This is a genomic window from Catelliglobosispora koreensis DSM 44566, assembly GCF_000379685.1.
Lineage (GTDB): Bacteria > Actinomycetota > Actinomycetes > Mycobacteriales > Micromonosporaceae > Catelliglobosispora > Catelliglobosispora koreensis.
In genome coordinates, this window is sequence record NZ_KB903249.1 from 1299384 (window position 1) to 1322804 (window position 23421).

Genomic DNA, 23421 nt, shown 5'->3' on the forward strand with positions numbered 1-23421 from the left:
CGAGTTTTATGGCAATATGCCCGTTATGCGTAGAGTAGCGGCTGGATTACTTTGTGTGTCGTTGCTGGCGGGCTGTGCCGAAACGATGAAGGCACCCGAGCCACCCGCCGCCCCGCAAGTAGAGCAGCCACCGGTAAAGATGCCCAACGACCTGCTGGCCGGGATGCCGGACTACCCGGACCGCAAGAACATCTATGCGGCAGCCGGGCCGAACATGCTTCGCGATGACGTCAAAGGCGACCGCGAGCTTGTCTACGTCCCGAACACCAACAGCGACCGTGTTCATGTGATCGACCCGAACACGATGCAGGTGATCGACGAATTCTACGGCGGGCCGGAACCACAGCACGTCGTCCCGTCCTATGACATGAGAACCCTTTACGTCACGTCCAGCCGCATCCCCGGTGGTGCTGTGCTTCCCATCGATCCGGTCACGGGCAAGCCGGGCCAGATCATGGACATCGAGGACGTGTACAACCTCTACTTCACCCCCGACGGGCAGTTCGCCATCGTGGTCGCAGAGGCATATCAGCGGCTCGACTTCTATGACCCCAAGACGTGGCAACGCGTGAAGAGCAGCGAATTCCCCGACTGCGAAGGCATCAACCACATGGACTTCACGCTCGACGGGAAGACCATGCTCGCCAGCTGCGAGTTCGACAACCGGATGATCGCGATCGACGTCGCTTCTGGACAGCAGTTGCGGCTGTTCGAACTTGACGTCGTTTCCAACGGCATGCCACAGGACACCCGGCTCGTGCCAGACGGTTCGGTTTTCCTCGTCGCCGACATGCACGCCGACGGTGTGTACGTCTTCGACTCCCAGGCGACGCAGCGCATCGGTTATATCCCGACAGGCAAAGGCGCGCATGGCATTTACTTCAGCCGGGACGCGAAAGTCGCTTACATCTCCAACCGCGGCGAAGGTTCCGTGACCGTGCTCGACCTGTCCACGCTGACGCCCATAGAGAAGTGGACAATCCCCGGCGGCGGCAGCCCCGATATGGGTGGAGTGTCAGCCGACGGCAAAACGCTGTGGCTCACTGGTCGTTATCACGGCGAGGTGTATGCCTTCGACACCACTTCTGGCGAGCTGAAAGGACGCATCCCGGTCGGCGCCGGCCCGCACGGCCTCATCGTCTGGCCGCAGCCGGGGAGGTATTCGCTCGGCCATACGGGAAACATTCGATGAGAATTCTTGTAGCGGGACTCGCGTTAGGGCTGACCGCCTGCGGGACGGTGGCAACGTCAACAGCCGTCTCGGAGACGGCGGCTTCGCCCACCCCCGCGCCGGTCACCTCCTTCACCGTGGTCGCCACGGGCGATTTCATCTCACAGCCGCAGCTGTCAGAGCAGGCCGTCGCCGAAGGCGGGTTCGGCCGTGTGCTGCAAGCCTTGCGCCCCATGGTTTCCGCGGCCGACATCGCCATCTGCCACATGGAGACGCCATTCGCCGCGCCAGGCGACGAGTGGACCGGGTATCCCATCTTCAACGCCCCGCCGGTGCTCGCGGACACCTCAGCGGAGCTGGGTTACGACAGCTGCTCGACGGCGTCCAACCACGTCATTGACTACGGGTGGGACGGGCTCGTGCGTACCCTCGATGGCCTTGACCGCGTCGGCATCCGGCACGCCGGGTCCGCGCGGACGGCCGAGGAAGCCGCCACCCCAACAATCCTCAACCATCAGGGGGTACGCGTAGGGCACTTGTCCTACACGTTTAGCTTCAACGGGATGGAACTCCCGCCCGGCAAACCGTGGGCGTCCAACCTCATTGACACACAAGCGATTCTGGGCGAGGCACAGCGTGCCAAAGCCGCGGGAGCCGAGGTTGTCGTGCTGAGCCTGCACTGGGGCACGGAATACATGAACGAGGCCGACTACGGTCAGACCGGTCTGGCACAGGAGCTGCTCGCCTCGCCCGACATCGATCTCATCGTCGGGACGCACGCGCACGTAGTGCAGCCGCTAGAAAGGATTGGCAGTAAGTGGGTCGCCTACGGGATGGGCAACGTGATGGTGCGTTTCCCTGACGGTTCGCCGGAAAACACACAGGACGCCTACACGGCCCGCTACACCTTCAGCCGTGGTGAGCCGGGGAAATGGGAAGTGTCCAAGGTGGAGGTCGCTCCCATGTGGATGGAGTATTACCCGTCGGGCCGTGTCGTTGACCTGACCACTGAACTGGCCCGCCCGGATCTGTCCAGTGGACAGCGCGACACCTATCAGCGCGCCTATGACCGCATCGTCGCGTGGGCAGGGGCCATGGGAGCACCGATCGAGTTCGTCTCCGCACACCACCGGCACGGCTCATGAAGGAACAGCTCCGTCGCATGTGGACGGATATGCAAACGGCGTTCTGGCAGCTGCTGTTTATCGTCACCCGGCGGCTGGCCGTGATTGTCGCTCACGGCATGCGGCTAGCCTCCGAAGTGCACGACGGCTTCACGTCGCTTCGCCGTGCCGTGATCGGGTCTGTCCCAGGTGTCCGGAACCGAATCGCCGCTCGCGTTTGCGTGGCACGTTCGCTGGCCGAGGCCGCGGTCCCGGAAGTAAAAGCCCGGATCGCCGCCGCGGTCCCGGAGGCCATGGCGCGGATCGCCGCCGCGAAGGACCTCGTGGCAGACGTGAAAGCCGACGCCAAAGCCACGTGGGCACAACGTCAAGCCGAGCTGCGCGCCGCCGAAACAACACCGCCGTCGCCGCAACGCACCGAAACCTGGCCCTGGCACGAAGAACCCACACCCGCCGCGCCCGCCGGCCAGCGCTCTCCCGCATCCGCACCGCCCGATGGCCCGCTCCCTTCGCCCGGCAAGCTCCGTGCACGGCTCGCCGCTATCGCTGCTACGTTCCGCGCTCGGGTCGCCGCTGTTGATGCCACGTTCAGCGTGACCGTCGCCAATATGCGGGTCGCGGCGCGGGAGGTGCGGGTCGCGGCGCGGGCACTCGCCGAACCGCGAACGCCTGCCGGGCACCAGTTTCAGCAGCGGCTTGATGTCGCCTGGGCTAGGGCGAAGCAGGTTTCACGGTTAGCCGCCGAAGGTTTCCTTGCCCTGGCGGCGACCTGGCTGCCGAAGTTCGGGCAGTGGGGGAGACAGGCTTGGCAGCGGTCCAGCGAAACCCGTGCCAAGGTGAGCGTCCTTTTTGGAGGGTGGCAGTTTTTGCGCGGCATCAAGCCGGTCGCTATCGGGGCGGGCGTTGTCGCCGTCGTACTAGGAATTGGTTTTGGTGTCGCGCATCTAAGCCAGGAGCAGATTCCCGTTGCCGCGCCAGCGGATCCGGTGCCCAGCCCGACCCGGGCGGCACCGCTCGCGCCGCCGCCGTTGGTAATCGCGCCGAACGTGACGCAGAGAGTGTTGCCACTGAGCCGGTTCAACCCGATCACGGGTCCCGACCGGCCGCCGTTGCCTGAAGACGCCAATGGCCCGCATGGAAGCCTGCGGACCACTGGCACCTATGAAGTCGCTTTGACCCTTGATGATGGGCCTGATCCCCGGTGGACGCCCGACGTGCTGGAAACGTTGCGGCAGTACCGGGTTAAGGCCACGTTCTGTGTCATCGGGGTAAACGTCGTTGAATTCCCCGAGCTCGTCCGTGAGATCGCTGCCGACGGCCACACGCTGTGCAATCACAGCTGGGCACACGACACCAGTCTGGGAAACCGTTCCTACGCCACGATCGTCGCCGATATGCAGCGCACGAACGATGCCATCCGGGCGGCAGCGCCGCGCGCCCGGATCTCCTACTTCCGCCACCCTGGCGGAAACTGGACCGCCAACGCGGTGCGGGCTGCCCGCAGCCTGGGCATGACTTCACTGCACTGGGACGTCGATCCCAGAGACTGGCTGCGGCCGGGGGCCCGCGCAATTTCATCGATGGTGACGAGCAGTGCCGTCCCCGGCTCTATCGTCCTCATGCACGATGGCGGAGGCGATCGCCGGGGATCAGCCGAGGCACTGCGGTCGATCCTGCCGAACCTGTTACCGCGTTTTCCGTTGGTGGCCTTGCCGCCAGGGGTAGATCCCCCGAAGCTTTACGGCATTCACCTTCCGGTCCACGCGGGACAGGAGTAGCGCTAGCTACTGCAGGGCGTCGACCACGGTCGTCGCGCGGTCCTCGTGCTTGGCGTAGTGGTCTGGGAAAGCCGAGACCTGCACCGACTGAGCGGCGACGGTCAGCGGCAGGTTCTCCCAGCCGGGCACCTGAACGAGGGCCTTGAGGAACGCCTTGGTCGCGTATTCCGGCTTGAGCAGGTTCTCAACCGTGCCCCAGCCCGACTGCGGCCGCTGCTGGAACAAGCCGACCGAGTCGTGGTCCGAGCCTTCGCCCTCATTGGTGTACCGGTAGGACTCCGGGTAGACCGTGCTGGCCAGGTTCCGCAACTGGCTTTCCTGCATCGCGGTGGCGATCGCGATGACCTGAGCGCGCTTGCCCAGACCCATCGACTTCGCCGTCTCGACGATCTTCTTGGCGTTGTTCATCTGTGTTTGGTCGAGGCCAGCCACAGGCGCTGGTTCGGCCGGTGGGGCCGGCTTCTCCTCTGCCTTGGGGGCTTCTGCCTGCTTCTCCAAGACCGGTTCGGCCGCGCCGAAGTCGGTGATCATCGGCCGGTTGGCCAACGAGCGAGTCGCAGCGACATCAGCCTCGGTACGCTGAGTGTCGGTTACTGCCACTGCGGTGACGTTGCCGTCACTGGCAAGTGGTTCGCCGGCGGTTGCGGTGGGACCGCCCTGTCCGGCGAGTGCGGCGAAACCAAGGAAGGCCGCGAGGCCCGCCGTGAACATGGTCCGACGCGAGTCGATGGATAGGTATGTCATGAAGGGGTGAGATTGGCGGGGGGCTCGATGGCGCCATTGCCGTCTCACGTGTGCTCCGTTGCCACGCATCGGTCGAGCCTGACAGCGTTTTCGCAGGTCGACCACCCTAAGACCGTGACCGGGGTCACTATTGAGCGCTATCGACCACTACTTTCGTGACCTGTCTGTAACTACTTTTGATCCGTCCCACATCCGGGAATTCGGACAAAATATGATTTCCGTGTGGTTGATGTATCTTTGGTGACCGGCTGGCTGCCAGCGGTACTGACCATCATTGGCGGTCTCATACTTCTGGCCCTGATCCTTTGGCCAGCCCAGTGGTCGTGGTGGTGGCGGGTCGTCCTGCTGGCCGTCTTCACGGCGGTTCTCATCCTCGCCGGGAACCTGCTCATCACCAAAGTCTGGCGCCCTTTTCCCGATCAGCTGCCCACCGATGTGCTCGTGTGGGCGGGACTCGGCCTCTTTGGCCTGGTTCTGGGGATCGCGCACTTCTTCGTGCCGGTGCGCCTGGTGTGCAAGTTCGCCGCCGCCTTGGCCGGTCTCGCCATCTTCATCACCATCGCTGGTACGCAGATAAACCGTTTCTACGGCCAATATCCCACCCTGGGAACGGCCCTCGGGCTGACCAGGCCCGAGCTGACCGACCTTTCCACGGTGGGCCAAGCACAGCTGCTCGTGTCCGTCCCAGAGGGCGCCTACGTGTCGGATGTGTGGCGGCCCACAGAACCGCTGCCGCCCAAAGGGACCATCTCGCGTGTCGACATCCCGCCGAGCGCGAGCGGGTTCACGGCACGGCCTGGATATGTCTACCTGCCCCCGGCGTACGCGCTGAAGAATCCCCGGCCCTTGCTGCCGGTGCTGGTGTTGCTGGCCGGCCAGCCCGGAAACGCCGATTCCTGGCTGATTTCGGGGCAGCTCGCCAAGATGATGGACCGTTACGCGGCCAGTCATCAAGGTCTGGCACCGATCGTGGTCATGGCGGACAACCTGGGCGCCAACTTCGCCAACCCGCTGTGCGTGGACTCCAAGCACGGCAACGCCGCGACCTATCTATCGGTGGATGTGCCCACGTGGATCACAGGAAATCTGCAGACCGCTGGCGGCGCCAAGCATTGGGCGATCGGCGGACTGTCCAACGGCGGCACCTGCGCGCTGCAAATGGCGACCCGTGCGCCTGAGGTCTATGGCCGGTTCCTTGATATCTCGGGAGAATACGAACCGGTCGACAGCTCGAAGGCGCAGACTATCGGCAAGTACTTCGATGGCAACGCTGACGCGTATAAAGAGGTCAGCCCGGTCGAAGTCATGAAGACGCGGCGGTTCCACGGCACGGCTGGGCGCATCGTGGTGGGCGAGGATGACCAGACCTATAACGTGCAGCTGCGCGAAGTACTCAAGATATGTGAGGCGGCTGGCATGGAAATGACGTTCCTGGAGCTGCCCGGCGGCCACACCTGGCAGGTCTGGGTGCCCGGGCTGGAACAGAGCCTCGGCTGGCTGGCCTCGCGCACCGGCCTGGCGCCGGAGTAGCCGTGGACATCAACCTTCTCGCCTGTACGCGGCATCATCTGACCTACGCCCCCGATGAGCCAGAGTTACGTGCGCACCTGCATGTCGAGACTCCCGCGGGCGAAGCGTGGCGGTGCTTGCGCTGCGGTGACTTCGTCCCCGGCGCGCCGCGCGCGAGCGGCCCGGCCGAAGAAGCGCCAGTTCCCTTGCGGGGCAAGCTTTTACGTGACGCGATCGTGCTGCGCCTGTTAGCGGTGGACCGCCTTCTCAAGGGCACGGTCGTGCTCCTGGTCGCCTATGGCGTGTTCCGCTATCGTGCGCATGCTGACGCTGTCCGCAGGGCGTTCGAGGCCGACTTGCCACTCCTGCAACCGTTAGCAGACCGTCTACATTGGAATCTTCAGGACTCATCGATCGTGCACGCGATCCGCGTCGTGCTGGAAACCCGTCCCGGCACACTCGGCTGGATCACCTTCTTTCTGGTGCTGTACAGCGTGATTTCGCTTACCGAAGGCGTCGGGCTGTGGCTGCTCAAGCGCTGGGGCGAATACGTCGCCGCGGTGGCTACGGCCTTCTTCATCCCGGTCGAAATCTTTGAACTCACGCACAAAGTCACGTGGCTGCGCATCGCGGCGCTCATCATCAATGTCGCCGCCGTGGCATTCCTGCTTTACCGCAAGCGGTTGTTCGGCATCAACGGCGGGCGTGCCGCGTACGAGGAGGAACAGCACCACGAGAGTCTGATGCAGGTCATCAAGAAGGCCGCGGGCTGAACCTCCCGCGGCCTTCCCGGACAGTTACCTATTGCTTGGGCTGAGACAGCCCGCCCAGCAGTTGCTTCAGAAGGTCATCGATGTCCAACTGAGGCGCGGCGCCAGCACCGGCGGCGGGCGCGGCCGGTTGCGGCATCGACCCATTCGGCGTGGCCGCGTTGACTACCTCGGGCAGCAGCGCCGCGAGGTCATCGGCCGCTTGCTCCGGTGGAAGACCCGCCTGCGCGGCGAGCTGGTCGAGCGTGCCCGCTCCAAGCGCTTCCTGGATCTGCTTACCGGAGACTTCCTGATTCGGGCCGCCCGCGACCCACGAGTTCACCTGGTCGCCAAGCCCGGACTGCTGCAACTGGCTGACCAGCCCTTGCAGGTTGGCCTGGCCGCCGCCCTTACCGCTCATGAACTGATTGAGCAGGCCCTTCAACAGCTGCTGGACCTGCGGATTCTGGGCTAGTTGCATGATCTGGTTGAGGTCCATCTACTGTTACCCCCGTTTACGGCGCGGACCTTGCGTACGCCTTAGAAACTATGCGAAACCGCCTCGCGCGGGAGCGGGTTTCGCGAAGATAGCGCTTATGACCGAATACACCGACCAGGAGCGGGACACGATTCGCACCGCTGCCTTCGGAGCCATGACCCTAGTCTCGTCCGCTGACCCAGGCTTCTTCGCGATGTTCAAAGAGAGCATGGCTGGCGCCAAGGCGCTAGCCGCGGCGCCGCAGCCGCTCCAGGGATTGCTCAAATCAGGGGGCATTCCGCCCGGCGCCAAAGACAAGGCCGCCGTGATCGCCGCTCTCGGGCAGGCCAAGCAGATCTTGTCGACGAAATCGCCCGAGGAACTGGCCGCTTTCCAGTCCGTCATCGCGACGGCATGTAACGAGGTCGCGAACGCTCATAAGGGAGTGAACGAGGCTGAGGTCGCGGCGATCAACGAAGTGAGGTCCGCGATCGGCGTTGCCTAAGGTGTTTTGTGGGCGTTACGCCAGTTGTGTCAACTTCTGCTGTAGCGACCAGGATTCGCGGCGTCCCGGCGTGGCTGGGCCAGATCACAGGGCCCTACCCGCCGGGACACTGGCATTCGCCCCTGCCCGACCTCGAAGAGGTGCGCCGCCGTGAGGCGCAGCTGTTCACCTCACCGGCCACCTTGCCGGGCATCGACCTGCGCACACAGGAGCAATTGGCGCTCCTGCCGGAGTTCGCTGAACTAGCCGCGCAGATGCCTTTTGAGCTTGAGGCCCAGGACGGGCTGCGCTATCAGCTGCGCAACAAGTGGTTCGCCAACGGCGACGGTGTCGTGCTCTATTGCATGCTGCGCAAACTCAAGCCCGCCCGGTACGTCGAGATTGGTTCCGGCTGGTCGTCAGCGCTCGCGTTAGATGTCAACGACTTGTTCCTGGGCAAGTCGATGAAATTCACGTTCATCGAGCCGAACCCTTCGCGCCTGCACAGTTTGCTGCGCCCGGGCGACGACAGCAAGGTGTGCCTCATAGAGGCGCCCCTGTTCGCCGCCGGAAAGCTCGACGTGGGTCCCGGCGACGTGCTGTTCATCGACTCCTCGCACGTGAGCCGGATCGGCAGTGACGTCAACCAGCTGTTCCTCGACGTGATCCCATCGCTTCCAGCCGGTGTGCACGTGCACATCCACGACATCTTCTATCCGTTCGAGTACCCGCGAAAGTGGGTCTACCGTGGCCGGGCGTGGAACGAGGCCTACGTGTTGCGGGCGCTGCTAACCAACAACGACCGGTTGCGGATCACATGGTTCAACTCGTATCTCGGGCAGTGGCATCGCGAAGCCGTCGGCGAGGCATTGCCGCACTGGGCACACGATCCGGGCAGTAGCATCTGGCTCGAAACGCGGTAGATTCACGTGCGTGTCCAGAGACGACTTTGACTTCTTTCATGGTTCGTGGACCGTCCATAACCGACGGTTAAGCTCCCGCCTCACGGGCAGCACCGACTGGGACGAGTTCCCGGCGGTCTGTGTGGTCAGACCACTTTCAGGCGGGCACGGGTTCGTTGACGAGATCACGTTCCCAACGCTTGGCTACAGCGGCAGCAACTTTGGGCTATACGAATCTGACGATGACCGCTGGGCGCACTATTGGGCCAGCGGCACTGACGGCGTGCTCCAGCCGGCTATCTACGGGCGCAAGACCGGGACACACCGGCTGGAGTTCAACGCTGTGGAGAGCTTCAACGGAGTACCAGTCGATGTCCGTGCACTTTGGACAATTGTTTCCGAGAGCGAATTCCTTTGGGAGCAAGCGTTTCGCCCCACGGATGGCGACTGGGAAACCAACTGGCACATGACGTTTCGGCGTTAGCTTACTGCTCTCCCTGGTTTCCGGGCGCGAACATCTGCTGCCACGACTGGTCGCCGTCCTTGCTGCACTGGCCGTTGGGTGCGAACTTCGGGCACGAGCCATCGAGCTGCGTGACGGTGTGCGACACCCACGGCAGGATCTTGTAGGTGTTGTCTTTGGCTGGCATATAACGGTCAGCCATCGACGACATCACCGAGCCAAAGAGCATGAGCAGCCCGCAAACCGCGCCCACGACAGCCGACGAGCGCATCCCGTTCTGCAGCACGGGTTTGTCCTTCAGCTGCCGGTAGATCAGGAGGATGGCCAGTGCGCACAACACCATGCCGGCGTAGAGCAGCTGGTTTGACGTCCGTGGCCACAGCTGGACGGTGCCGGTGGAGAACATGTGCGAGGCATACCAAAGACGCAGCAGCCACGCACTGGCGAAGACGCACACCGCTGTGATGACAACGGATCGCTTGATGCCCAGCCAGATTGAAATGCCGAGCCCAACGAACAGCACGATCGTGAACAGGTGCACACCACCGAATTCGCCCGGCGGCGGCCACTGCGGCACCTCACCAGGCATATCCGTGCGCCACATGTTGAAGTAGGCCGGATCGGTGTAGGCGTCGAACCCGAATGCACGGTCCTTGGCGTTGGAGCGCAACAGATTCTCGAGGTACCAGCCGCAAAGCAGTAAGAAGGTCGCGAGGGCCGTCCCCAGATACGCCAGCCCCTTAAGCGGACCGGTCTTCCACGGGAAGAGCAACGCCGCTGCCACCACACTGCCTAGCGCGGCCCAGATGAACCAGCCTGAATACGTCAGGAACATCGCGCTGAACAACAACCCGAAGCCGAAGCCCTTGAGTAGCACCGGTTTCCAGTCTTGCGTCCCGGTGCGGCGCAGCGTCGCGAAGAACGCCGCCAGCACGGGCAGCAGCACGATGAGAATCGTTTGGCCGTAAGGCTTGTACGAGTCCATGAACGCCGATGCCGGGAGCACGCCGACGGCCAGAGCCCACAGTGGGCTCAGCACCATCCGCCACGCGAGATAGGCCAGCGGCCCGGTCACGGCGGCACCAAGGATCTGCAAGTCTTTGAAGGCATAGGCGGTGTTGCCGTCGTGGAAAATCTCGGCGAAATATCCGAGCGTGTAAAGCGGCAGTGGGGGATAGATGTCCTCTACGACCTTCCCGTCCACGATCGCCGCCGACCATTCGACGATGCGCCCGCTGTCGCCATTGAGCCCAAACATCGGCCACGGCGTGCCCAGCAAGGCCAGCGTCGCCCCCGCCGCGAGGAATCCACTGGCCAGCCCGGCGATCGCCGCACTCGACAGCCGCGTCACCAAATCGAAGTATTTGCCCTCACGCCACCGGCGGGCGATCAGCAGCAGCGCCACCAGACCGAGCCCGCAAACGATGAACCCGATCTGGATGGTCGCCAGTCCACTCACCTGTCCGGTCCGCTTGAGCGGATTGAACGGCGCCTGGGACATAAGCAGCGGCAAAATCAGGCAGGCAGCAAAAGCCACAACTGCCTCAGCAGTGATCAGAAGCCACGTGCGCTGCAGCAACGGACGTTCCGTGTCGGCGACCATCCGGACATCATAGGGCCGTTAACTCCCGGACCATCTGGGGCAGGGCTTCGCCAATTTGGTCTGGTACGCGGTGAGCCGCCAGGTGGTCATAAGGAGTCGGATCGGCGTTCACGATGGTGAGCGTGGCCCCCGACCGCACCGCCACCTCGCACAGCGAAGCGGCCGGTTCGACTGTTAGCGAAGTGCCGACCGCCCAGAAGATCTCGGCCGCCATGGCTATTCGAGCGGCGCTGTCGAGGGTCGCGGCGTTGAGGCTCTCGCCGAACATGATCGTGCCCGCTTTGAGGATGCCACCACACTGCTGGCACGCCGGATCCGGTTCGCCAGCCTCCACGCGCTCGATGGCCTCGCGCATCGTGCTCTCTTCACGGCAGCTCACACATCTGACCGTGAACATGTTGCCGTGTAGCTCAAGCACCTTGCGCGGCGTCGACCCGGCCTTCTGGTGCAGCCCGTCGATGTTCTGCGTGATGATGCGCACCGAGAACCCAGCCCGCTCCAGCTCAACCAGCGCGAGGTGTGCCGCGTTCGGCTCGGCCGCCCAGGCCGGATTGTCCTTGCGTGCTAGCCAGCTCGCCTTGCGCACCTCGGGATCGGCGAGGTAGTTCTGCAGTGTGAACAGCTTCTCCTTGGCTGGATCCCGGGTCCACACGCCGTTAGGCCCGCGAAAGTCAGGGATGCCAGACTCCGTGGAGATCCCCGCTCCAGTTAGGACAGCAATCATTGGCTTGCGGTCGGTCATTGCTCTATGTTCCCAGCGAACGCAAATGGGTTAGACGGCCCGGCGCGGCGAACCCTAAGATCATTAGCGTGGCTAATGAAGTGTGGGCGTTAGGCGGCGATCTAAAGGTTGAAGAGGGACTGATCCGGCACCTCGGCATCTCCAACATCGACCTCGCCCAGTTCACACAGGCTCGTACGATCGCGCCGATCGTCTGCGTCCAAAACGCTTACAACATCGCCAATCGCGGGGATGACGCACTCGTCGATGCCTGTCTGCAGGCGGGCGTTGCCTATGTCCCCTTCTATCCTGTCGGGGGATTCCAGCCCCTCATGCAAGACAACAACCTCGCAGCGGTCGCCAATCGCCACGCGGTCACCGCCGCCCAGGTCGCGCTGGCTTGGCTGCTGGCCCGATCGCCCAACATCCTGCCGATTCCTGGCACAGGTTCTCTGGATCACCTAGCGGAAAACGCTGCCGCGGCTGAGCTGATGACCGCGGAGGACCTAGCGTTGCTCGGCTGAGTTTCGCCTCGTCATCGTTTCGAGTCCCAGCCGGCGCAGGCGATACCGGCAGAGGGGCTTTAGAGTCGGGCGCATGGCGACACTATGGAACGTTCTCGGGACCCCAACGGCGACACCCCTTCTCCAGCTCGCGGCCGATGGTCGCTGGGAGTCCTGTGTCGCCTTCTCTGTCGGCAGCGACACGATGGCTGCTGCGCAACAGCTCAGCAGTGGCGCGAAGTTTCTCGCGATGGAGGTGATGTGGCCCGGTCAGGCCTTCGTCGGCACCGGCTGGCCCGCTGAACACTGGTCAGAGGCCGGCTCCGCCGCTGAACGCGTGCTGGCCGCAGCTGCCTCCACAGTCGAGGAGGCATTCACCGCACTGCTTGGTGAAAAGCCTAGTGACACCATCGAGTCAGCCGAGTTAGGCGCTGTCAACGCGTGGCTGTCAGTGGGACCCGAGCCCCTGTGGCGACAAGCCGATCCGACCGTGACCCCGCACCTGCCCAGCCGCCCTGAGCTGATCCTCTGCACCCATCCGGTCGCGGTGGAATTCGGCCTCAGCGGCAGCAAGCCACAGTGGGCCGCCGTCGTCGTGTCAGACCCAGAAGGATCGATGCATCGCCTCAATCCCGCAAAGTTCGCTGCGGCCATGTCTATCCTGCGCTAGGAGTAGAGCAATGGTGATTTACAAGATTCTGCGGCCTGCCGAGTGGGATGAGTTTCAGGTAAATGGCGAGTTCGAGGGCTCGGCGCACGACCGGCGCGATGGGTTTATCCACCTTTCCGATCGCAGCCAGGTTGTCGAGACCGCGCAGCGCGTGTTCTCGGACGAGCCGGAACTCGTGATCGCGGCCATCGACACCGACGCCGTCGCCGAATGGTTGCGCTGGGAGGAGGCACCTCGCCGCGGTGGCAGCTTTCCGCACGTTTACGCGGCGCTTCCGCTCAGTGCAGTGGTCGAGGTGTACAGAGTGGCCGGTCCGGCCGAGATTGACGCGGTTCTTAGCCGAACAGCTCCTCGAGAGAACTGACGGTGACGGCCCGCTTGATCCACGCTTCGAGCTGGTCAAGGTCTGTGCATGCGGTGATGCGGTCACGGACCGCGTCGGGAACCTCGAAACCGCGGGCAGCTAGCACGGCCAGCAACGATTTGGCCTCGCCTTCAGCCTTCCCCTGGGAGTAGTAACGGCGGGCGAAGTCGCTCTGGTATTCATAGGTGCCGGTGCTCATGAGTGCCTCCAGGTGGTGTCGGGTCGCTGCCGGCAGCGCTGCGAGCACAAGGTCAGCGTACAGGCTGGCACGCTCGTCCTCGATGGTCTGCAGCGCATGCAGGAATGAATCGAAAATCTTGTCCCGCTGTGGATCTTCGCTATGTGCCACTACGGATAGGAGCGACAACTCTGGGTTGCCGGCGGCCTCGTCAGCGTCGGTAACGACGGGCACCTGCCGCGGCCCGAGCACCAGCGGACGTAGGTCCCAACCGGGGTGTCCAATGTGGATCGTCTGGGCACACCAATCGGCGCACCGATTGTCTGGGCTAAGCACCAGCAATACCGCAGGACAACGCAGGCGCGCATGCAGCGTGGTCAAGTAGACCGGCCAGGTACGCCGTTTGGCCGGATCGGGCTTTAGCTGTACCTCAATGATTACCGCGAGCACCGCTTGCTGCCCTGACAACAGGGTCACCACGACGTCTGCGCGGTACTCGGTCGGGGCCAGATCGGGTAGGTCGCCGGAGTCGAGGCGTGCGTGCTGCCAGTCAGGAAGGTCCACATTGAACAGTCCAGCGACGAGGTCGGCAGCGAAAGCGGGTCTTTGCCGGAAGATTTCGATGAGCCCCTCGTGGAGCGGTGATGGCATGAGGGTCACGTTATGGAGGGGGTGTGACAGAACCTAGAAGGGGTACGGGTATGGGCGGGGACGTTGGTTCAGGCGGTCATAGATCGCGCGTAGCCATGGCTGCTTGACTTCTGGTAAGCGCGCCAGAGTCCGGAGGAGCGTGTCGCCGTCGGGCACGAACATCCCTAGAGGACGCAGGGGTAACTGCTCGTCTCGGAAAGCCTCGTCGGGCATAGCCCCACCCGGGACTGGTTTTCGATCGCGTTGGAAGGCCAGGTGAGCCCACACGTCCCACGCCAACGGAACGACCCGTGTTGCCCCGGGCTCGTGCCACAGTTCGCCGGTCTGCGGGTGTTGTGGCACAAGGGAAATGTCTGCCCCTGCGGAAGGCAGACCTGGCCCGGCGAGCGCCAGCGACAGGTTGAGCGGACCCGGCGGGACAAAGGCGTCCAGGATTCGGCGGAAGAGGTCGGCGATTTGGCCGTCAGGGACGGTGATTCGAGCACCGCCCGAGGCTGCGAGCAGGTGAGCTAGCGCCACGGCAACGGCGGCCTCCCAACGCGAATCCCAAAAACCCGGCGGCTCAAGTGGGGGAAGGCCAGGACGTACGTCTCGCAGCATGGCCCAGCTCATCGGCAGGTCTTGACTGTCAACGTCTTCGCCGTAGACGGCTTGCGGATCCAGCCGAACCGCCTGCCAGTATGAGCAGTCATCTATCCGGGTCGCGACTGGCCGGCCACATCTGGCGCAGGCCACGTTTGGGCCGTCCCGGCCGTCCGTTCCATAGCAGTAGCCGTCGAGGCGATCTGGGATGAGAACGGTCCCAAGGACGTCGCCCGGTGCGAGGACGATGGTCCCTTGGGACCCGTATGACAAGGCGTAAACGGGCGCGTACAACCCACGGGACTCTGCCTGTGCCGGGCCGGCCTCAGCCCATGTAACCCATGGCGGCCCATAGGGTTCGGGATCGACCGCGTAGGTTCCCGGCGCCATCAGCACCCCGAGTAGCGCGTGCTCATAGCTACCGCTCGCGTGGACGGGAAGTGCCATCCGCGCCACCGGCACGGTTAGCGGAGCCTCACAGCCGCGGCAAGCGAACACCATCATCCGCCTACTAAACCGCGTTCCGGTCCGCGTGCACACCTGATTTCCGGACAGCAGGGTGCGCCTTCGGTGTCGTAGGGTCGCGGTATGGCGCGTAAGCAAGCGGAACTAAACGAAGTCGGTGACGTTGTCATCCGTGATGTCGACACCATGCTCGCTCTGGCGGATCCCAACCGGTACCAGATGTTCGAAGTGCTTCGCAAAGAAGGCCCGTGGCCGGTGGCCATGATGGCTGAGCGGTGGAACCGCGGCGAGAAGGAAATCGAAGCAGACGTGGAGCAGCTGGCTAGCGTTGGCCTAGTTAAGGAAACGGCGACGGGCGAGTGGATGGGGGTCGGCTCAGGGTTGTTTCTGGACGCACCTGACGAACCGGAACACCTTGCCGCGGCCAAGCAGCTCGCTAGCGTGATGATGGCCGGGCTCTATGACATGCCCCGCCGTTGGGCCAGTGAGGTTCAGCCGGATTTGCCGGGGGAGTGGTGGCGTGCTTCAGGGGCACTGAACGTTGGCGTCGTGCTGACGGCCGATGAACTCAACGAGATCCAGTCCAAAATGGAGATTCTGATCGAGCCTTACGTCAACCGCTCCGCCGACCAGCGTCCCGAAGATGGCCGTCGCGTGAGGCTGCTGAGTTTCTTTATGCCTGAGGCGGCGTAGCGGATTCGATCGGCAACTCGAGCAAGCTGTCTGGAGCGAGGAAACCTGAGCGGTGGTAGAGCAGCGCGCTTCGCTCTGACGGCCAGACAATCAGGGTGTCCAGCTGGCTGGCTTCGGCGTATGTCTTGACCGCGGCCAGAAGCGCTTGGCCCACACCACGATTGCGCCAGCGTGGTACCACATAGAAGTTGGTCACGTAGCCGAGCTCGCCGGAACTTGAAAACGGGCTCGGCACCTTCTCCACAAGGTTTAGGAACACATGACCGCACAGGCCTTCGTCGGTTTGCGCGACCCACACCTGCACGGTGCCACCGAGACGGGCACGCAGCCAGGGTTCGCACCGCGCCATGAACTCCCGCTCCGGGAGATGGCTGCCCGTCTCGGTTTCGGTCTTGAACTGCCAGCGCAGTCTGGCGAGGGTGGACACGTCACCAGGGCCGGCTGTCCGGATCACATAGCCTGTCACGCTGGTTGAGGTTACATGGACCACACGGCGGCGAGGACGACGGCGCCGAGGATCACGTCGACCACGCCACACCATTCGGCGTAGCTTCCCGTTACTACCTTGCCGGTCCGCAGATGCCAGGCGTCCCATAGGGCATGGCCGATAAGGCCAACGGCGACAAGGATGCCGCCAACGCGGAGGTCGGCGACGGTGGCGAGAAAGCCAGCCGCTCCAAACAGGACAGCCGCTGCCGCTTGAAACCATTGCCTGGTCACGAGCGCCCAGATGGTGAAGACCCCCGTGATGCCGAGAAGCGCTGGCAGGACAGGAAAATCAAAGACCCTGGACAAGGTGACGACCACGAACAGGCCGATCGCCACCGGCCAGGTCAGAGATTTCCGGTTCAAAGCAGCTGGTACTAGATAACCCAGCGCCCCCAGCACGAGAACGAACGCCACGTCCCGCCCATCGGCGACGTCGAACCCGATCGCCACGGCGAGAATGATCCCCAGGAGCGTGGGCCAGCGGTGCTTCAGCCACGTCAATGTCTCAGTCATACCCGAAGGCTGCCCGTTCAAGGAGCGCCAGAAAATGCCTCAGCGCGCACATGTCCGAAACTTTGGGAACCATGTCCGTTCTGACATAGTGCGGTGGTGAGTCATCGCCGGATCGTTGTCGTCGGATACGAGCACGCCGAACTGATCGATATCGCCTGCATCACCACGCCGCTGGGCATGGCTAACCTGACCGGCAACTTGGCGGACCGCTATCAGATGGTGCTCGCGACTCCGGGCGGCAAGCCCATAACCTGTGATTCTGGGCTGGTTCTGCAAGCACAGCGGTCACTTGAGCGGGTGCGCGGCCCCATCGACACCCTCGTCGTCTCAGGTGGACTCGGCCATCGCCGTGCCTCTGAGCAAGCCGGTCTGGTCGCCCACGTCAGGCGACTGGCCCGCGAGAGCCGCCGCGTCGCGTCTGTCTGCACTGGAGCGAGCGTGCTGGCGGCAACCGGTCTGCTCAACGGACGCCGGGCCACCACGCACTGGCGCTTCGCCCCAGGCTTGCGTGAGCGGTTTCCAGAGGTACTAGTCGATCCTGATCCCATCTTCATCCGCGACGGCAATATCGCCACGGCCGCAGGCGTGACCAGTGCCATGGATCTGATGCTGGCCTTCATCGAAGAAGACCATGGCGCCGAGCTGGCACAGCAAGTCGCCCGGGAACTGGTGACCTACTTGCAGCGCCCGGGAAACCAGGCCCAGATGAGCATCTACACCACGAGTCCTGTGCCCGAACACCCACCCGTACGCCGCGTGACGGAACACATTCTGGCGAGCCTCGCCGAGGATCTTTCCAACGAAAAGCTCGCCGCGGTCGCAGGCGTAAGTGCGCGTCAGCTGACGCGGCTGTTTCTCGCACACCTCGGCGAAACCCCAAGCCGTTTCGTACGCAAGGCTCGCACCGACGCGGCAGCCCGATTGCTTGCGGACACTTCGCTTACCGTCGCCGAAATCGCGGCCCGTTGCGGTTTCGGGACGCCGGATGCCTTGCGTCAGTCCTTTGTGGAGCGTTTCGGCACGGCACCGTCGCGTTATCGTGCCATGGCCTCGTGACGGAGCTGGTTCAGGAACCGCTTGACGAGCACGCGGTGCGCGCCTGAGCCGATGACCAGCTGACGGTAGAAAAAGCCAAGCACGCCAGGGAAAGCCGCGTTAGTGCGTGCCGCCAGCAGTGTTTCGCCGTCTTGCGCGGTCAGCGTGAACGTCAGCGCATAGCGCGAGAAGCGATGGCGGCCCGTGAGGAGAAGTAACTGTCCCGGAACGGACCGCTCCACTTTGAACCCGGCGAGCGCGGAACCCTCGGCCGGAATGGTGCCTGAGGCATAGCGAGGTTCCGTGCCTAGCATGTGCACCAGCGGCCCACCGCTCGCGAATCCGGGCAACAGCCGGATGAGCCTTTCCCACACCTGAGCCACAGAACCCGCGACGACCACGTGATGCTCATCAACGAAAGGCAAGGCCGTCATGGCTCGGGAGTCTACTCATGATCGGCAGTAGGATCGGGCGCGATGAACGTGAGGATGGTCGCTATCCCGGCCGGCGAGGTGACGTTGTCGGACCGCCGGACCCAGCGGAGCTGGCCGGTTGAGGTCGCGGGCTTCGAGCTCGGTGTGTTCCCGGTGACACAAGAGGAGTACGCGGCCGTGACGGGGGAGTGGCCGAGCGCGGTGCGGGGCGGGCGGCTGCCGGTGGACAGCGTGTCGTGGTGGGACGCGATCCGGTTCTGCAACGGACTGTCCGAACGGGAAGGTTTGAGCCCGGCCTATCGCGTTGACGGGGAGACCGTCGCCTGGGAAGCCAACGGGTACCGGTTGCCCACCGAGGCTGAGTGGGAACACGCCTGCCGGGCCGCAACGAGCGGCCCGCGCTACGGGCCACTGGACGATATCGGCTGGTACCGCGGCAATTCCGAGGGCCATTCGCATGACGTGGGTGGCAAGCTGCCCAACGCGTGGGGCCTCTACGACATGCTCGGCAACGTCTTCGAATGGTGCTGGGACATTTACGACCCCAGCGTGTACGGAACGTATCGCGTCCTGAGGGGAGGCGGCTGGTTCGACGAGCACTGGAGCTGCCGCGCGTCGGTGCGCCGCCGCAGCATGACTACCTACAAAATTGATGATGTCGGGTTCCGGATCGCCCGGAACCTTAGTTCGGTATGAGCTGATAAACACTCGCGTTCTTGAGTTCAGCGTCGGTGAACGCGGCGTCGACCATCGGGTAGGTCGCCAGCAGGCGTAGCTCGAAAGAGGGAAGATGCCCGCGGCCGGGGTCGCCCACGAGCACGACGGCACCGGTGGCCGCCTGAGCGCGCAGGATCCGCAGCATGTCTTCAGCGATCCCGGGCTCGTAGAGCACGTCGCCGATGATGACGACATCGAAGTCGGTGATGTCTCCGCGCAAGATGTCGCCAAACCAAGGCTGAACTTCTACCTCATTGGCCTCAGCGTTCACGGAAATCGCCGCGATAGCGCCCGGATCGATGTCGTTGGCGACCACCTTGGCGGCGCCTGCCTTGGCGGCGGCGATGGCGACTAGGCCGGAACCGGAACCTATGTCGAGTACCCGCTTGCCTTCGGTAATGGACGGGTTATCCAGCAAGTGGCGCGCGAGAGCTTGCCCACCCGCCCACGCTGTCGCCCAGAAGGGTGGTGGTGTTCCGGTTTTGGCCTCGGCTTCCAGACGCGCCCAGAAAATGATCGCGTCCTGAGCGAGGTGAAGGCTCACTTCGGGGACCAGACGCAGGGACGTGAGATGTAACTCGTCCAGGCCAGGCGGCATGCCGGGGAAGTACCAACTACTGAGGCTGGTGGGCTCAGATTGGCGAATTGTTCCAGCTGATTTGTGAGCCATGGTGAGATCAAGCCTTTCTAGATAATGTACCCGTGCTACGGTCGACTTGTGTGAGGCCTTCCAAGGTGGTGTAAAGCCGGCAAAGGTAGCTGGCGGTCCCTGGACCTCACATTGAGGAGAATGATCGTGGCAACAGGAACCGTGAAGTGGTTCAACGCTGACAAAGGCTTCGGCTTTATCGCACAGGATGGCGGAGGTTCGGACGTCTTTGTGCACTTCTCGGCGATCACCGGCTCTGGCTTCAAAGAGCTGAGTGAAGGTCAGAAAGTCAACTTTGACGTGGTGCAGGGCCAGAAAGGCCCCCAGGCGGAAAACGTCACCACGCTGTAATCGATGATACGGTGCCCGGAACTTCAAGTTCCGGGCACCGTCGTATTTTCTCCCATGTCGTGAGGTCAGGGCCCCTTAGGAGCTCAGGCGGAAGCCTGAATTGAGCGCCAGCCCGATCGCCTGTTCCAGGGTGAGCATGGTGGGCAAGTCGCCGGTCTTGCTCCGGTCAGGATCGGTATTCACGACGGTTTCGACACTGACAGTGATGACCGCCGAATCTTTGCGGAACGCCGTCACGTGAAAGTCTCTCGCGAGGATCTTCGCGAACTCGTTCGCGCCATAGGGCCGCGAGACATCGCTGACGAGAATCGTGTTTCCCGCCGCGTCGACTGTCCTATCGCAACGGTGGACGACGGTTCCCTTCGACTTCTCCTCGGCTACCGCCTCGGCTGACATCAAGCAGCTCTGGCCCTCGGGCATGATGTCCCAGCGGTCGATGATGATGTGCAGGTTGGCGGCTTTCTTGTCTTCCTGAAGGCGTATAGGCGCTTCGTAGTGCAGGTCGCCTTCGATGACACGGGGATGAAACGTCGGGCCCGTTCCGCCGACGGGGCCGGTCTCGCTGCGCAGGTTGTTGTTCGCGGCCGCCTCTGACGACAGCAATGCCTTGAGCGCTTCGGTGAGCACACCGTTGAGACGGGTGACGTCAGCGACGCAATCGGGTGCCACACCTCCGTTAGCCGCGCGGCAAACGACGTTGAGGTCGGGGCTATCGCCAAGGCTGGGACCGCTCTGACAGCTGGCCGTTAGCAGGGCGAACACGATCAGGGCGAGGCGCGGCAAGCGGCGTCCAGTGTGGACCATGCGCCACACGATACATCTGCGGATGTGAATTACATCAGGTGTTCGGCGGAGGCAAGATAGTCGCGGCCTTCGTCAAGATGACCATGCCGCAGGAGGTAGAGACCGGAGGAGACGCGTTCGGTAAAGCCCCACTGCCAGATCTCTTCCACGCCAACGCCGGTGGCCGACGCCAGGCGCCCGGCATAGCCGCGCAGCAGCTTCGCGGGAGTGGCCGAGCTGAGAACCTCGGCGGTCCAGCCGCGCAGGACCACGCCAAGGTCGTAGGCAGGCGGCGCGGGCAGTCCATCCGGGTCGACGAACACGTATCCCGCGTCCGCGCCCTGCCGCGGCTGCAAAACGGCCAGCGCGTTGTCGGGGTGCGGATCGCCGTGGCACAGCACGAGCCGGTCGGCACGAAACGTCTGCTCCAGATCGTCGGCATAGGACAGTGCCCTGTCGACGACCTGACGTGAGCACGGCTGACCCAGCTCCGTCCACAAGTCGCTGATGAGCTCCCGCAGCTGGGTGGCTTTCGTCGGCGTGCTCACGGCGGCGGGGGCTGGAAGGCGCCACGCGAGCTTTAGCGTGGCCGCCAGGATGTCCAGCGACTCTTCCGCGGGCCGCGCTAAGGGTGCCCCGAGCGGCTCCAGGAGGACGGCGTCACGGCTCAGGTCGTGGCGGTAGACGCGAACATAGCCACATCCGCCTGCCGCTACGAGCGTCCGCACCTGGGTGGCGAAATCAAGGCCTGGCAGTTGCAGCTTGAGGACCGCGCACGTGCCGTCTTGCCGCGTAACGCGGACGACCAGCGCTACCGTCCCGCCATCGAGCACCTCGCCAAGCCGCAGCGACCAGGCTTCGCTCAAGTGACTGACGTAGCCCGGAAGCGAAGCCAGCCACGCCCTGCCGGTCTCACCACGGCTGTCGGCTGTCCGGCGCACCATGATGGGGACCTGCGGGACCATGAGACTAGAAAATCACAAAGACACGCCACGCGCCCGTGTGCTTGGGTATCGGCATGATCTTCCCGGCGGCCGCGACCGAAGCTGAGTACAAAGCGATTGGGCAAAGCGACCTGCTTCCCGGAGTCGCCCAGCTCTGCCAGCATCTGGGGCTGCCCGTGACACAGATCGAGCCGTTCGCGGAGGGATCGCTGCCCGTGTTCGCCATCGGCCAGAGCCTGGTGCTGAAGCTCTTCCCTCCCGTGTACGGCGATGAGCTCGCCGTGGAAGCCGGAGTGATGCAGGCGCTGGAAGGCCGTCTTAGCCTGCCGACTCCAGCCCTGGAGGCGGCCGGTGTGTTCGGCGGCTGGGGCTACGTGCTGATGGAGCGCATGCATGGCATGACCCTGCGCCGGGCTTGGCCACATCTGTCCACAGTGGAACGAGAGCGGCTCGGCAGGCAGCTCGGCGTCGCCTTGGCGGAACTGCATGCCCTCGCCCCACCCGAGCTAACTCCCATGGAAGGCCTGCCCTTCGCTGGCCCCTATCTGGAACCGCGGGACTGGACGTCCTTCGTGGCCGAACAACGGGCGAAGTGTGTCGTGAGGCAGAAAAGCAAAGGCCTCGAAGAGCGGTGGCTAGCGCAGATTCCGTCCTTTCTGGACAGCGCTGACCTCACCTTGGAAAAACCGTCGCTCCTGCACACCGAGTTCATGGACACGCACGTGCTGGTCAGTCAGCAAACCGGGGACTGGCAGCTGTCGGGACTGTTTGATTTCGAGCCAGCGATGCAGGGCGCCCCGGAATATGACTTCGTCGCCTTTGGAGTGTTCATCTCGCGTGGGGAGGCAGCGGTTTTCCGGGCGATGACCGAAGGCTATGCCTATCCGGCCGGTGACCTCGACGGGCTGCCGAATCGGGTCATGGCCTATACGCTGCTACATGTGTATTCCAACGTGCCGTGGTATTTGCGCGAAGTGCCAGCTGGGGAAGTGACGAGCTTCGAAGAGCTGGCCCGGGTCTGGTTCGGTAACGGAAAACGGTAATCTCGCCGGCATGTCAGCACCCGCTGTTTTACGTGACGTCTTCCACGCCATCCGGCAGACCTGGGGCGAGGAAGACGATGGCATCACGTTTGACAACGGCCCGCAGCCGATTTCCCGGCTTGACGTGCTCGTGCACCGGGCACATGGGTCAATGAGCCTCACCACCTTCACCACGATTGGCATGTCCATCGCGCCCATGCCGGTGGGCCGCCCCGACGGCCCGTCCGGTGGCGGCCAGCGGGCAGAGTTGCGCCTGGCCCGGCGGGGCTGGCTGAGTAACGAGGATGAGCACGCTGTGGCGGCCCAATTGGCGAATCTGGCGGCCTACCCCTGGGATTCGGGCGCGCCGATCGACTGGGGCCATCTGGTCGGGCTACCGCGCGAGTTCCCGGCGTTCCCCGGCTGTGCGGCGGCGTTCCTTTCTGGCCCGCTGACAGCGACAGACAAGGATTACTTCCCGACCGCCGAGGGTCCGGTGCGTGTTATCCAGGTCGTGCCGATTACCGCTGACGAGCGCACCGTCGCACGGACGATGCCGCCGATTCCGTTCATCCAGGAACTCATGACCCGAACGGATGTCTACTCCGGCCGAATCTGACCGTTTTGCCAAAAAAGTCAGAAAGATGGCTGT

Annotated in this window: 29 protein-coding genes; 17 read left to right on the top strand and 12 right to left on the bottom strand. The window is 63.7% G+C overall.

Features of this window, described 5'->3' with window-relative positions; all coding sequences use genetic code 11:
- Nucleotides 1-25 precede the first annotated feature (25 nt).
- Genes A3E1_RS0105980 through A3E1_RS45565 form a run of 3 tightly spaced genes read left to right on the top strand, consistent with a single transcriptional unit; the run spans nt 26 to nt 4073 of the window.
- Nucleotides 26-1192: a YncE family protein gene (locus A3E1_RS0105980; RefSeq protein ID WP_026208129.1), complete on the top strand. Its 1167-nt coding sequence runs from the start codon at nt 26-28 to the stop codon at nt 1190-1192.
- Nucleotides 1189-2316, top strand: a complete 1128-nt coding sequence (locus A3E1_RS39145) for a CapA family protein (RefSeq protein ID WP_020519840.1) — start codon at nt 1189-1191, stop codon at nt 2314-2316. Before A3E1_RS0105980 ends, A3E1_RS39145 begins: the two co-directional genes overlap by 4 nt.
- Nucleotides 2313-4073 (top strand): polysaccharide deacetylase family protein, encoded by a 1761-nt coding sequence (locus A3E1_RS45565; RefSeq protein ID WP_245571084.1) that lies wholly within the window; start codon nt 2313-2315, stop codon nt 4071-4073. The genes A3E1_RS39145 and A3E1_RS45565 overlap by 4 nt, the downstream gene beginning before the upstream one ends.
- 6 nt (nt 4074-4079) lie before the next feature.
- On the opposite strand, the gene A3E1_RS48305 is transcribed toward A3E1_RS45565, so the two are convergent.
- Nucleotides 4080-4784: a hypothetical protein gene (locus A3E1_RS48305; protein ID WP_245571085.1), complete on the bottom strand. Its 705-nt coding sequence runs from the start codon at nt 4782-4784 to the stop codon at nt 4080-4082.
- Nucleotides 4785-5039: 255 nt separating this feature from the next.
- Here A3E1_RS48305 and A3E1_RS0106000 point away from each other — a divergent pair, with 255 nt between their 5' ends.
- Together A3E1_RS0106000 and A3E1_RS0106005 are read left to right on the top strand one after the other, a co-directional pair.
- Nucleotides 5040-6347, top strand: a complete 1308-nt coding sequence (locus tag A3E1_RS0106000) for an alpha/beta hydrolase (RefSeq protein WP_040390344.1) — start codon at nt 5040-5042, stop codon at nt 6345-6347.
- A 2-nt stretch (nt 6348-6349) separates the two neighbouring features.
- Complete coding sequence (locus tag A3E1_RS0106005; RefSeq protein WP_020519844.1) at nt 6350-7099, top strand: DUF2127 domain-containing protein; 750 nt, start codon at nt 6350-6352, stop codon at nt 7097-7099.
- A 28-nt stretch (nt 7100-7127) separates the two neighbouring features.
- Here the strand turns inward: A3E1_RS0106005 and A3E1_RS39160 are convergent, their stop codons facing one another.
- On the bottom strand, nt 7128-7574 hold the full coding sequence (locus A3E1_RS39160) for a YidB family protein (RefSeq protein ID WP_020519845.1): 447 nt from the start codon (nt 7572-7574) through the stop codon (nt 7128-7130).
- A gap of 97 nt (nt 7575-7671) precedes the next feature.
- Between A3E1_RS39160 and A3E1_RS0106015 the strand changes: the two genes are divergently transcribed.
- From A3E1_RS0106015 to A3E1_RS0106025, 3 genes are read left to right on the top strand one after another with little or no spacing between them, the layout of a single operon-like run.
- On the top strand, nt 7672-8058 hold the full coding sequence (locus tag A3E1_RS0106015) for a hypothetical protein (RefSeq protein WP_020519846.1): 387 nt from the start codon (nt 7672-7674) through the stop codon (nt 8056-8058).
- Nucleotides 8059-8066: 8 nt separating this feature from the next.
- Complete coding sequence (locus A3E1_RS39165; protein WP_157631331.1) at nt 8067-8960, top strand: class I SAM-dependent methyltransferase; 894 nt, start codon at nt 8067-8069, stop codon at nt 8958-8960.
- 10 nt (nt 8961-8970) lie between these two features.
- Nucleotides 8971-9423 (top strand): hypothetical protein, encoded by a 453-nt coding sequence (locus A3E1_RS0106025; RefSeq protein WP_020519848.1) that lies wholly within the window; start codon nt 8971-8973, stop codon nt 9421-9423.
- A gap of 1 nt (nt 9424) precedes the next feature.
- Here A3E1_RS0106025 and A3E1_RS0106030 read toward each other — a convergent pair whose 3' ends face one another.
- Nucleotides 9425-11005, bottom strand: coding sequence for a hypothetical protein (locus tag A3E1_RS0106030; RefSeq protein WP_020519849.1), 1581 nt, complete (start codon nt 11003-11005; stop codon nt 9425-9427).
- Nucleotides 11006-11012: 7 nt separating this feature from the next.
- The gene (locus tag A3E1_RS0106035) at nt 11013-11747 is read right to left on the bottom strand and encodes an SIR2 family NAD-dependent protein deacylase (RefSeq protein ID WP_026208131.1); all 735 of its coding nucleotides are present in this window, start codon (nt 11745-11747) and stop codon (nt 11013-11015) included.
- Nucleotides 11748-11815: 68 nt separating this feature from the next.
- Between A3E1_RS0106035 and A3E1_RS39170 the strand changes: the two genes are divergently transcribed.
- The 3 genes from A3E1_RS39170 to A3E1_RS0106050 all read left to right on the top strand — a co-directional run bounded on the left by A3E1_RS39170 (nt 11816) and on the right by A3E1_RS0106050 (nt 13263).
- Complete coding sequence (locus A3E1_RS39170; protein ID WP_020519851.1) at nt 11816-12250, top strand: aldo/keto reductase; 435 nt, start codon at nt 11816-11818, stop codon at nt 12248-12250.
- A gap of 73 nt (nt 12251-12323) precedes the next feature.
- Nucleotides 12324-12899, top strand: coding sequence for a hypothetical protein (locus A3E1_RS0106045; protein ID WP_020519852.1), 576 nt, complete (start codon nt 12324-12326; stop codon nt 12897-12899).
- 10 nt (nt 12900-12909) lie between these two features.
- The gene (locus tag A3E1_RS0106050; protein WP_020519853.1) at nt 12910-13263 is read left to right on the top strand and encodes a DUF952 domain-containing protein; all 354 of its coding nucleotides are present in this window, start codon (nt 12910-12912) and stop codon (nt 13261-13263) included.
- On the opposite strand, the gene A3E1_RS0106055 is transcribed toward A3E1_RS0106050, so the two are convergent.
- Nucleotides 13235-14092, bottom strand: a complete 858-nt coding sequence (locus A3E1_RS0106055) for a hypothetical protein (protein WP_020519854.1) — start codon at nt 14090-14092, stop codon at nt 13235-13237. The genes A3E1_RS0106050 and A3E1_RS0106055 overlap by 29 nt on opposite strands.
- Before the next feature lie 33 nt (nt 14093-14125).
- A complete protein-coding gene (locus A3E1_RS0106060) occupies nt 14126-15178 on the bottom strand; it encodes a hypothetical protein (RefSeq protein ID WP_020519855.1) in 1053 nt (350 codons plus the stop codon).
- 84 nt (nt 15179-15262) lie between these two features.
- Between A3E1_RS0106060 and A3E1_RS0106065 the strand changes: the two genes are divergently transcribed.
- Nucleotides 15263-15832 carry an HVO_A0114 family putative DNA-binding protein gene (locus A3E1_RS0106065; RefSeq protein ID WP_020519856.1) on the top strand — a complete coding sequence of 190 codons (570 nt, stop codon included), beginning with the start codon at nt 15263-15265 and terminating at the stop codon, nt 15830-15832.
- Here A3E1_RS0106065 and A3E1_RS0106070 read toward each other — a convergent pair.
- Both A3E1_RS0106070 and A3E1_RS39175 read right to left on the bottom strand, forming a co-directional pair.
- Nucleotides 15813-16298, bottom strand: coding sequence for a GNAT family N-acetyltransferase (locus tag A3E1_RS0106070; protein ID WP_020519857.1), 486 nt, complete (start codon nt 16296-16298; stop codon nt 15813-15815). The genes A3E1_RS0106065 and A3E1_RS0106070 overlap by 20 nt on opposite strands.
- An 11-nt stretch (nt 16299-16309) precedes the next feature.
- Nucleotides 16310-16834, bottom strand: coding sequence for a hypothetical protein (locus tag A3E1_RS39175; protein WP_020519858.1), 525 nt, complete (start codon nt 16832-16834; stop codon nt 16310-16312).
- 96 nt (nt 16835-16930) lie between these two features.
- On the opposite strand from A3E1_RS39175, the gene A3E1_RS0106080 reads away from it, so the two are divergent.
- On the top strand, nt 16931-17890 hold the full coding sequence (locus A3E1_RS0106080; RefSeq protein ID WP_245571086.1) for a GlxA family transcriptional regulator: 960 nt from the start codon (nt 16931-16933) through the stop codon (nt 17888-17890).
- On the opposite strand, the gene A3E1_RS39180 is transcribed toward A3E1_RS0106080, so the two are convergent.
- Nucleotides 17869-18303, bottom strand: coding sequence for a hypothetical protein (locus tag A3E1_RS39180; protein WP_020519860.1), 435 nt, complete (start codon nt 18301-18303; stop codon nt 17869-17871). The genes A3E1_RS0106080 and A3E1_RS39180 overlap by 22 nt on opposite strands.
- Before the next feature lie 42 nt (nt 18304-18345).
- Between A3E1_RS39180 and A3E1_RS0106090 the strand changes: the two genes are divergently transcribed.
- Nucleotides 18346-18999 carry a formylglycine-generating enzyme family protein gene (locus A3E1_RS0106090; RefSeq protein WP_020519861.1) on the top strand — a complete coding sequence of 218 codons (654 nt, stop codon included), beginning with the start codon at nt 18346-18348 and terminating at the stop codon, nt 18997-18999.
- On the opposite strand, the gene A3E1_RS0106095 is transcribed toward A3E1_RS0106090, so the two are convergent.
- The gene (locus A3E1_RS0106095; RefSeq protein ID WP_245571087.1) at nt 18986-19564 is read right to left on the bottom strand and encodes a class I SAM-dependent methyltransferase; all 579 of its coding nucleotides are present in this window, start codon (nt 19562-19564) and stop codon (nt 18986-18988) included. The two genes, A3E1_RS0106090 and A3E1_RS0106095, sit on opposite strands and share 14 nt — an antisense overlap.
- A gap of 252 nt (nt 19565-19816) precedes the next feature.
- Between A3E1_RS0106095 and A3E1_RS0106100 the strand changes: the two genes are divergently transcribed.
- Nucleotides 19817-20020 (top strand): cold-shock protein, encoded by a 204-nt coding sequence (locus A3E1_RS0106100; protein WP_026208133.1) that lies wholly within the window; start codon nt 19817-19819, stop codon nt 20018-20020.
- 75 nt (nt 20021-20095) lie between these two features.
- On the opposite strand, the gene A3E1_RS0106105 is transcribed toward A3E1_RS0106100, so the two are convergent.
- Nucleotides 20096-20824, bottom strand: a complete 729-nt coding sequence (locus tag A3E1_RS0106105) for a hypothetical protein (protein WP_020519864.1) — start codon at nt 20822-20824, stop codon at nt 20096-20098.
- A gap of 29 nt (nt 20825-20853) precedes the next feature.
- Nucleotides 20854-21768 (bottom strand): aminoglycoside phosphotransferase family protein, encoded by a 915-nt coding sequence (locus A3E1_RS39185; RefSeq protein WP_020519865.1) that lies wholly within the window; start codon nt 21766-21768, stop codon nt 20854-20856.
- Nucleotides 21769-21821: 53 nt separating this feature from the next.
- Here A3E1_RS39185 and A3E1_RS0106115 point away from each other — a divergent pair, with 53 nt between their 5' ends.
- Both A3E1_RS0106115 and A3E1_RS0106120 read left to right on the top strand, forming a co-directional pair.
- Nucleotides 21822-22790: a phosphotransferase family protein gene (locus A3E1_RS0106115; RefSeq protein WP_020519866.1), complete on the top strand. Its 969-nt coding sequence runs from the start codon at nt 21822-21824 to the stop codon at nt 22788-22790.
- 10 nt (nt 22791-22800) lie between these two features.
- The gene (locus A3E1_RS0106120; RefSeq protein WP_020519867.1) at nt 22801-23388 is read left to right on the top strand and encodes a suppressor of fused domain protein; all 588 of its coding nucleotides are present in this window, start codon (nt 22801-22803) and stop codon (nt 23386-23388) included.
- Nucleotides 23389-23421: the final 33 nt, after the last annotated feature.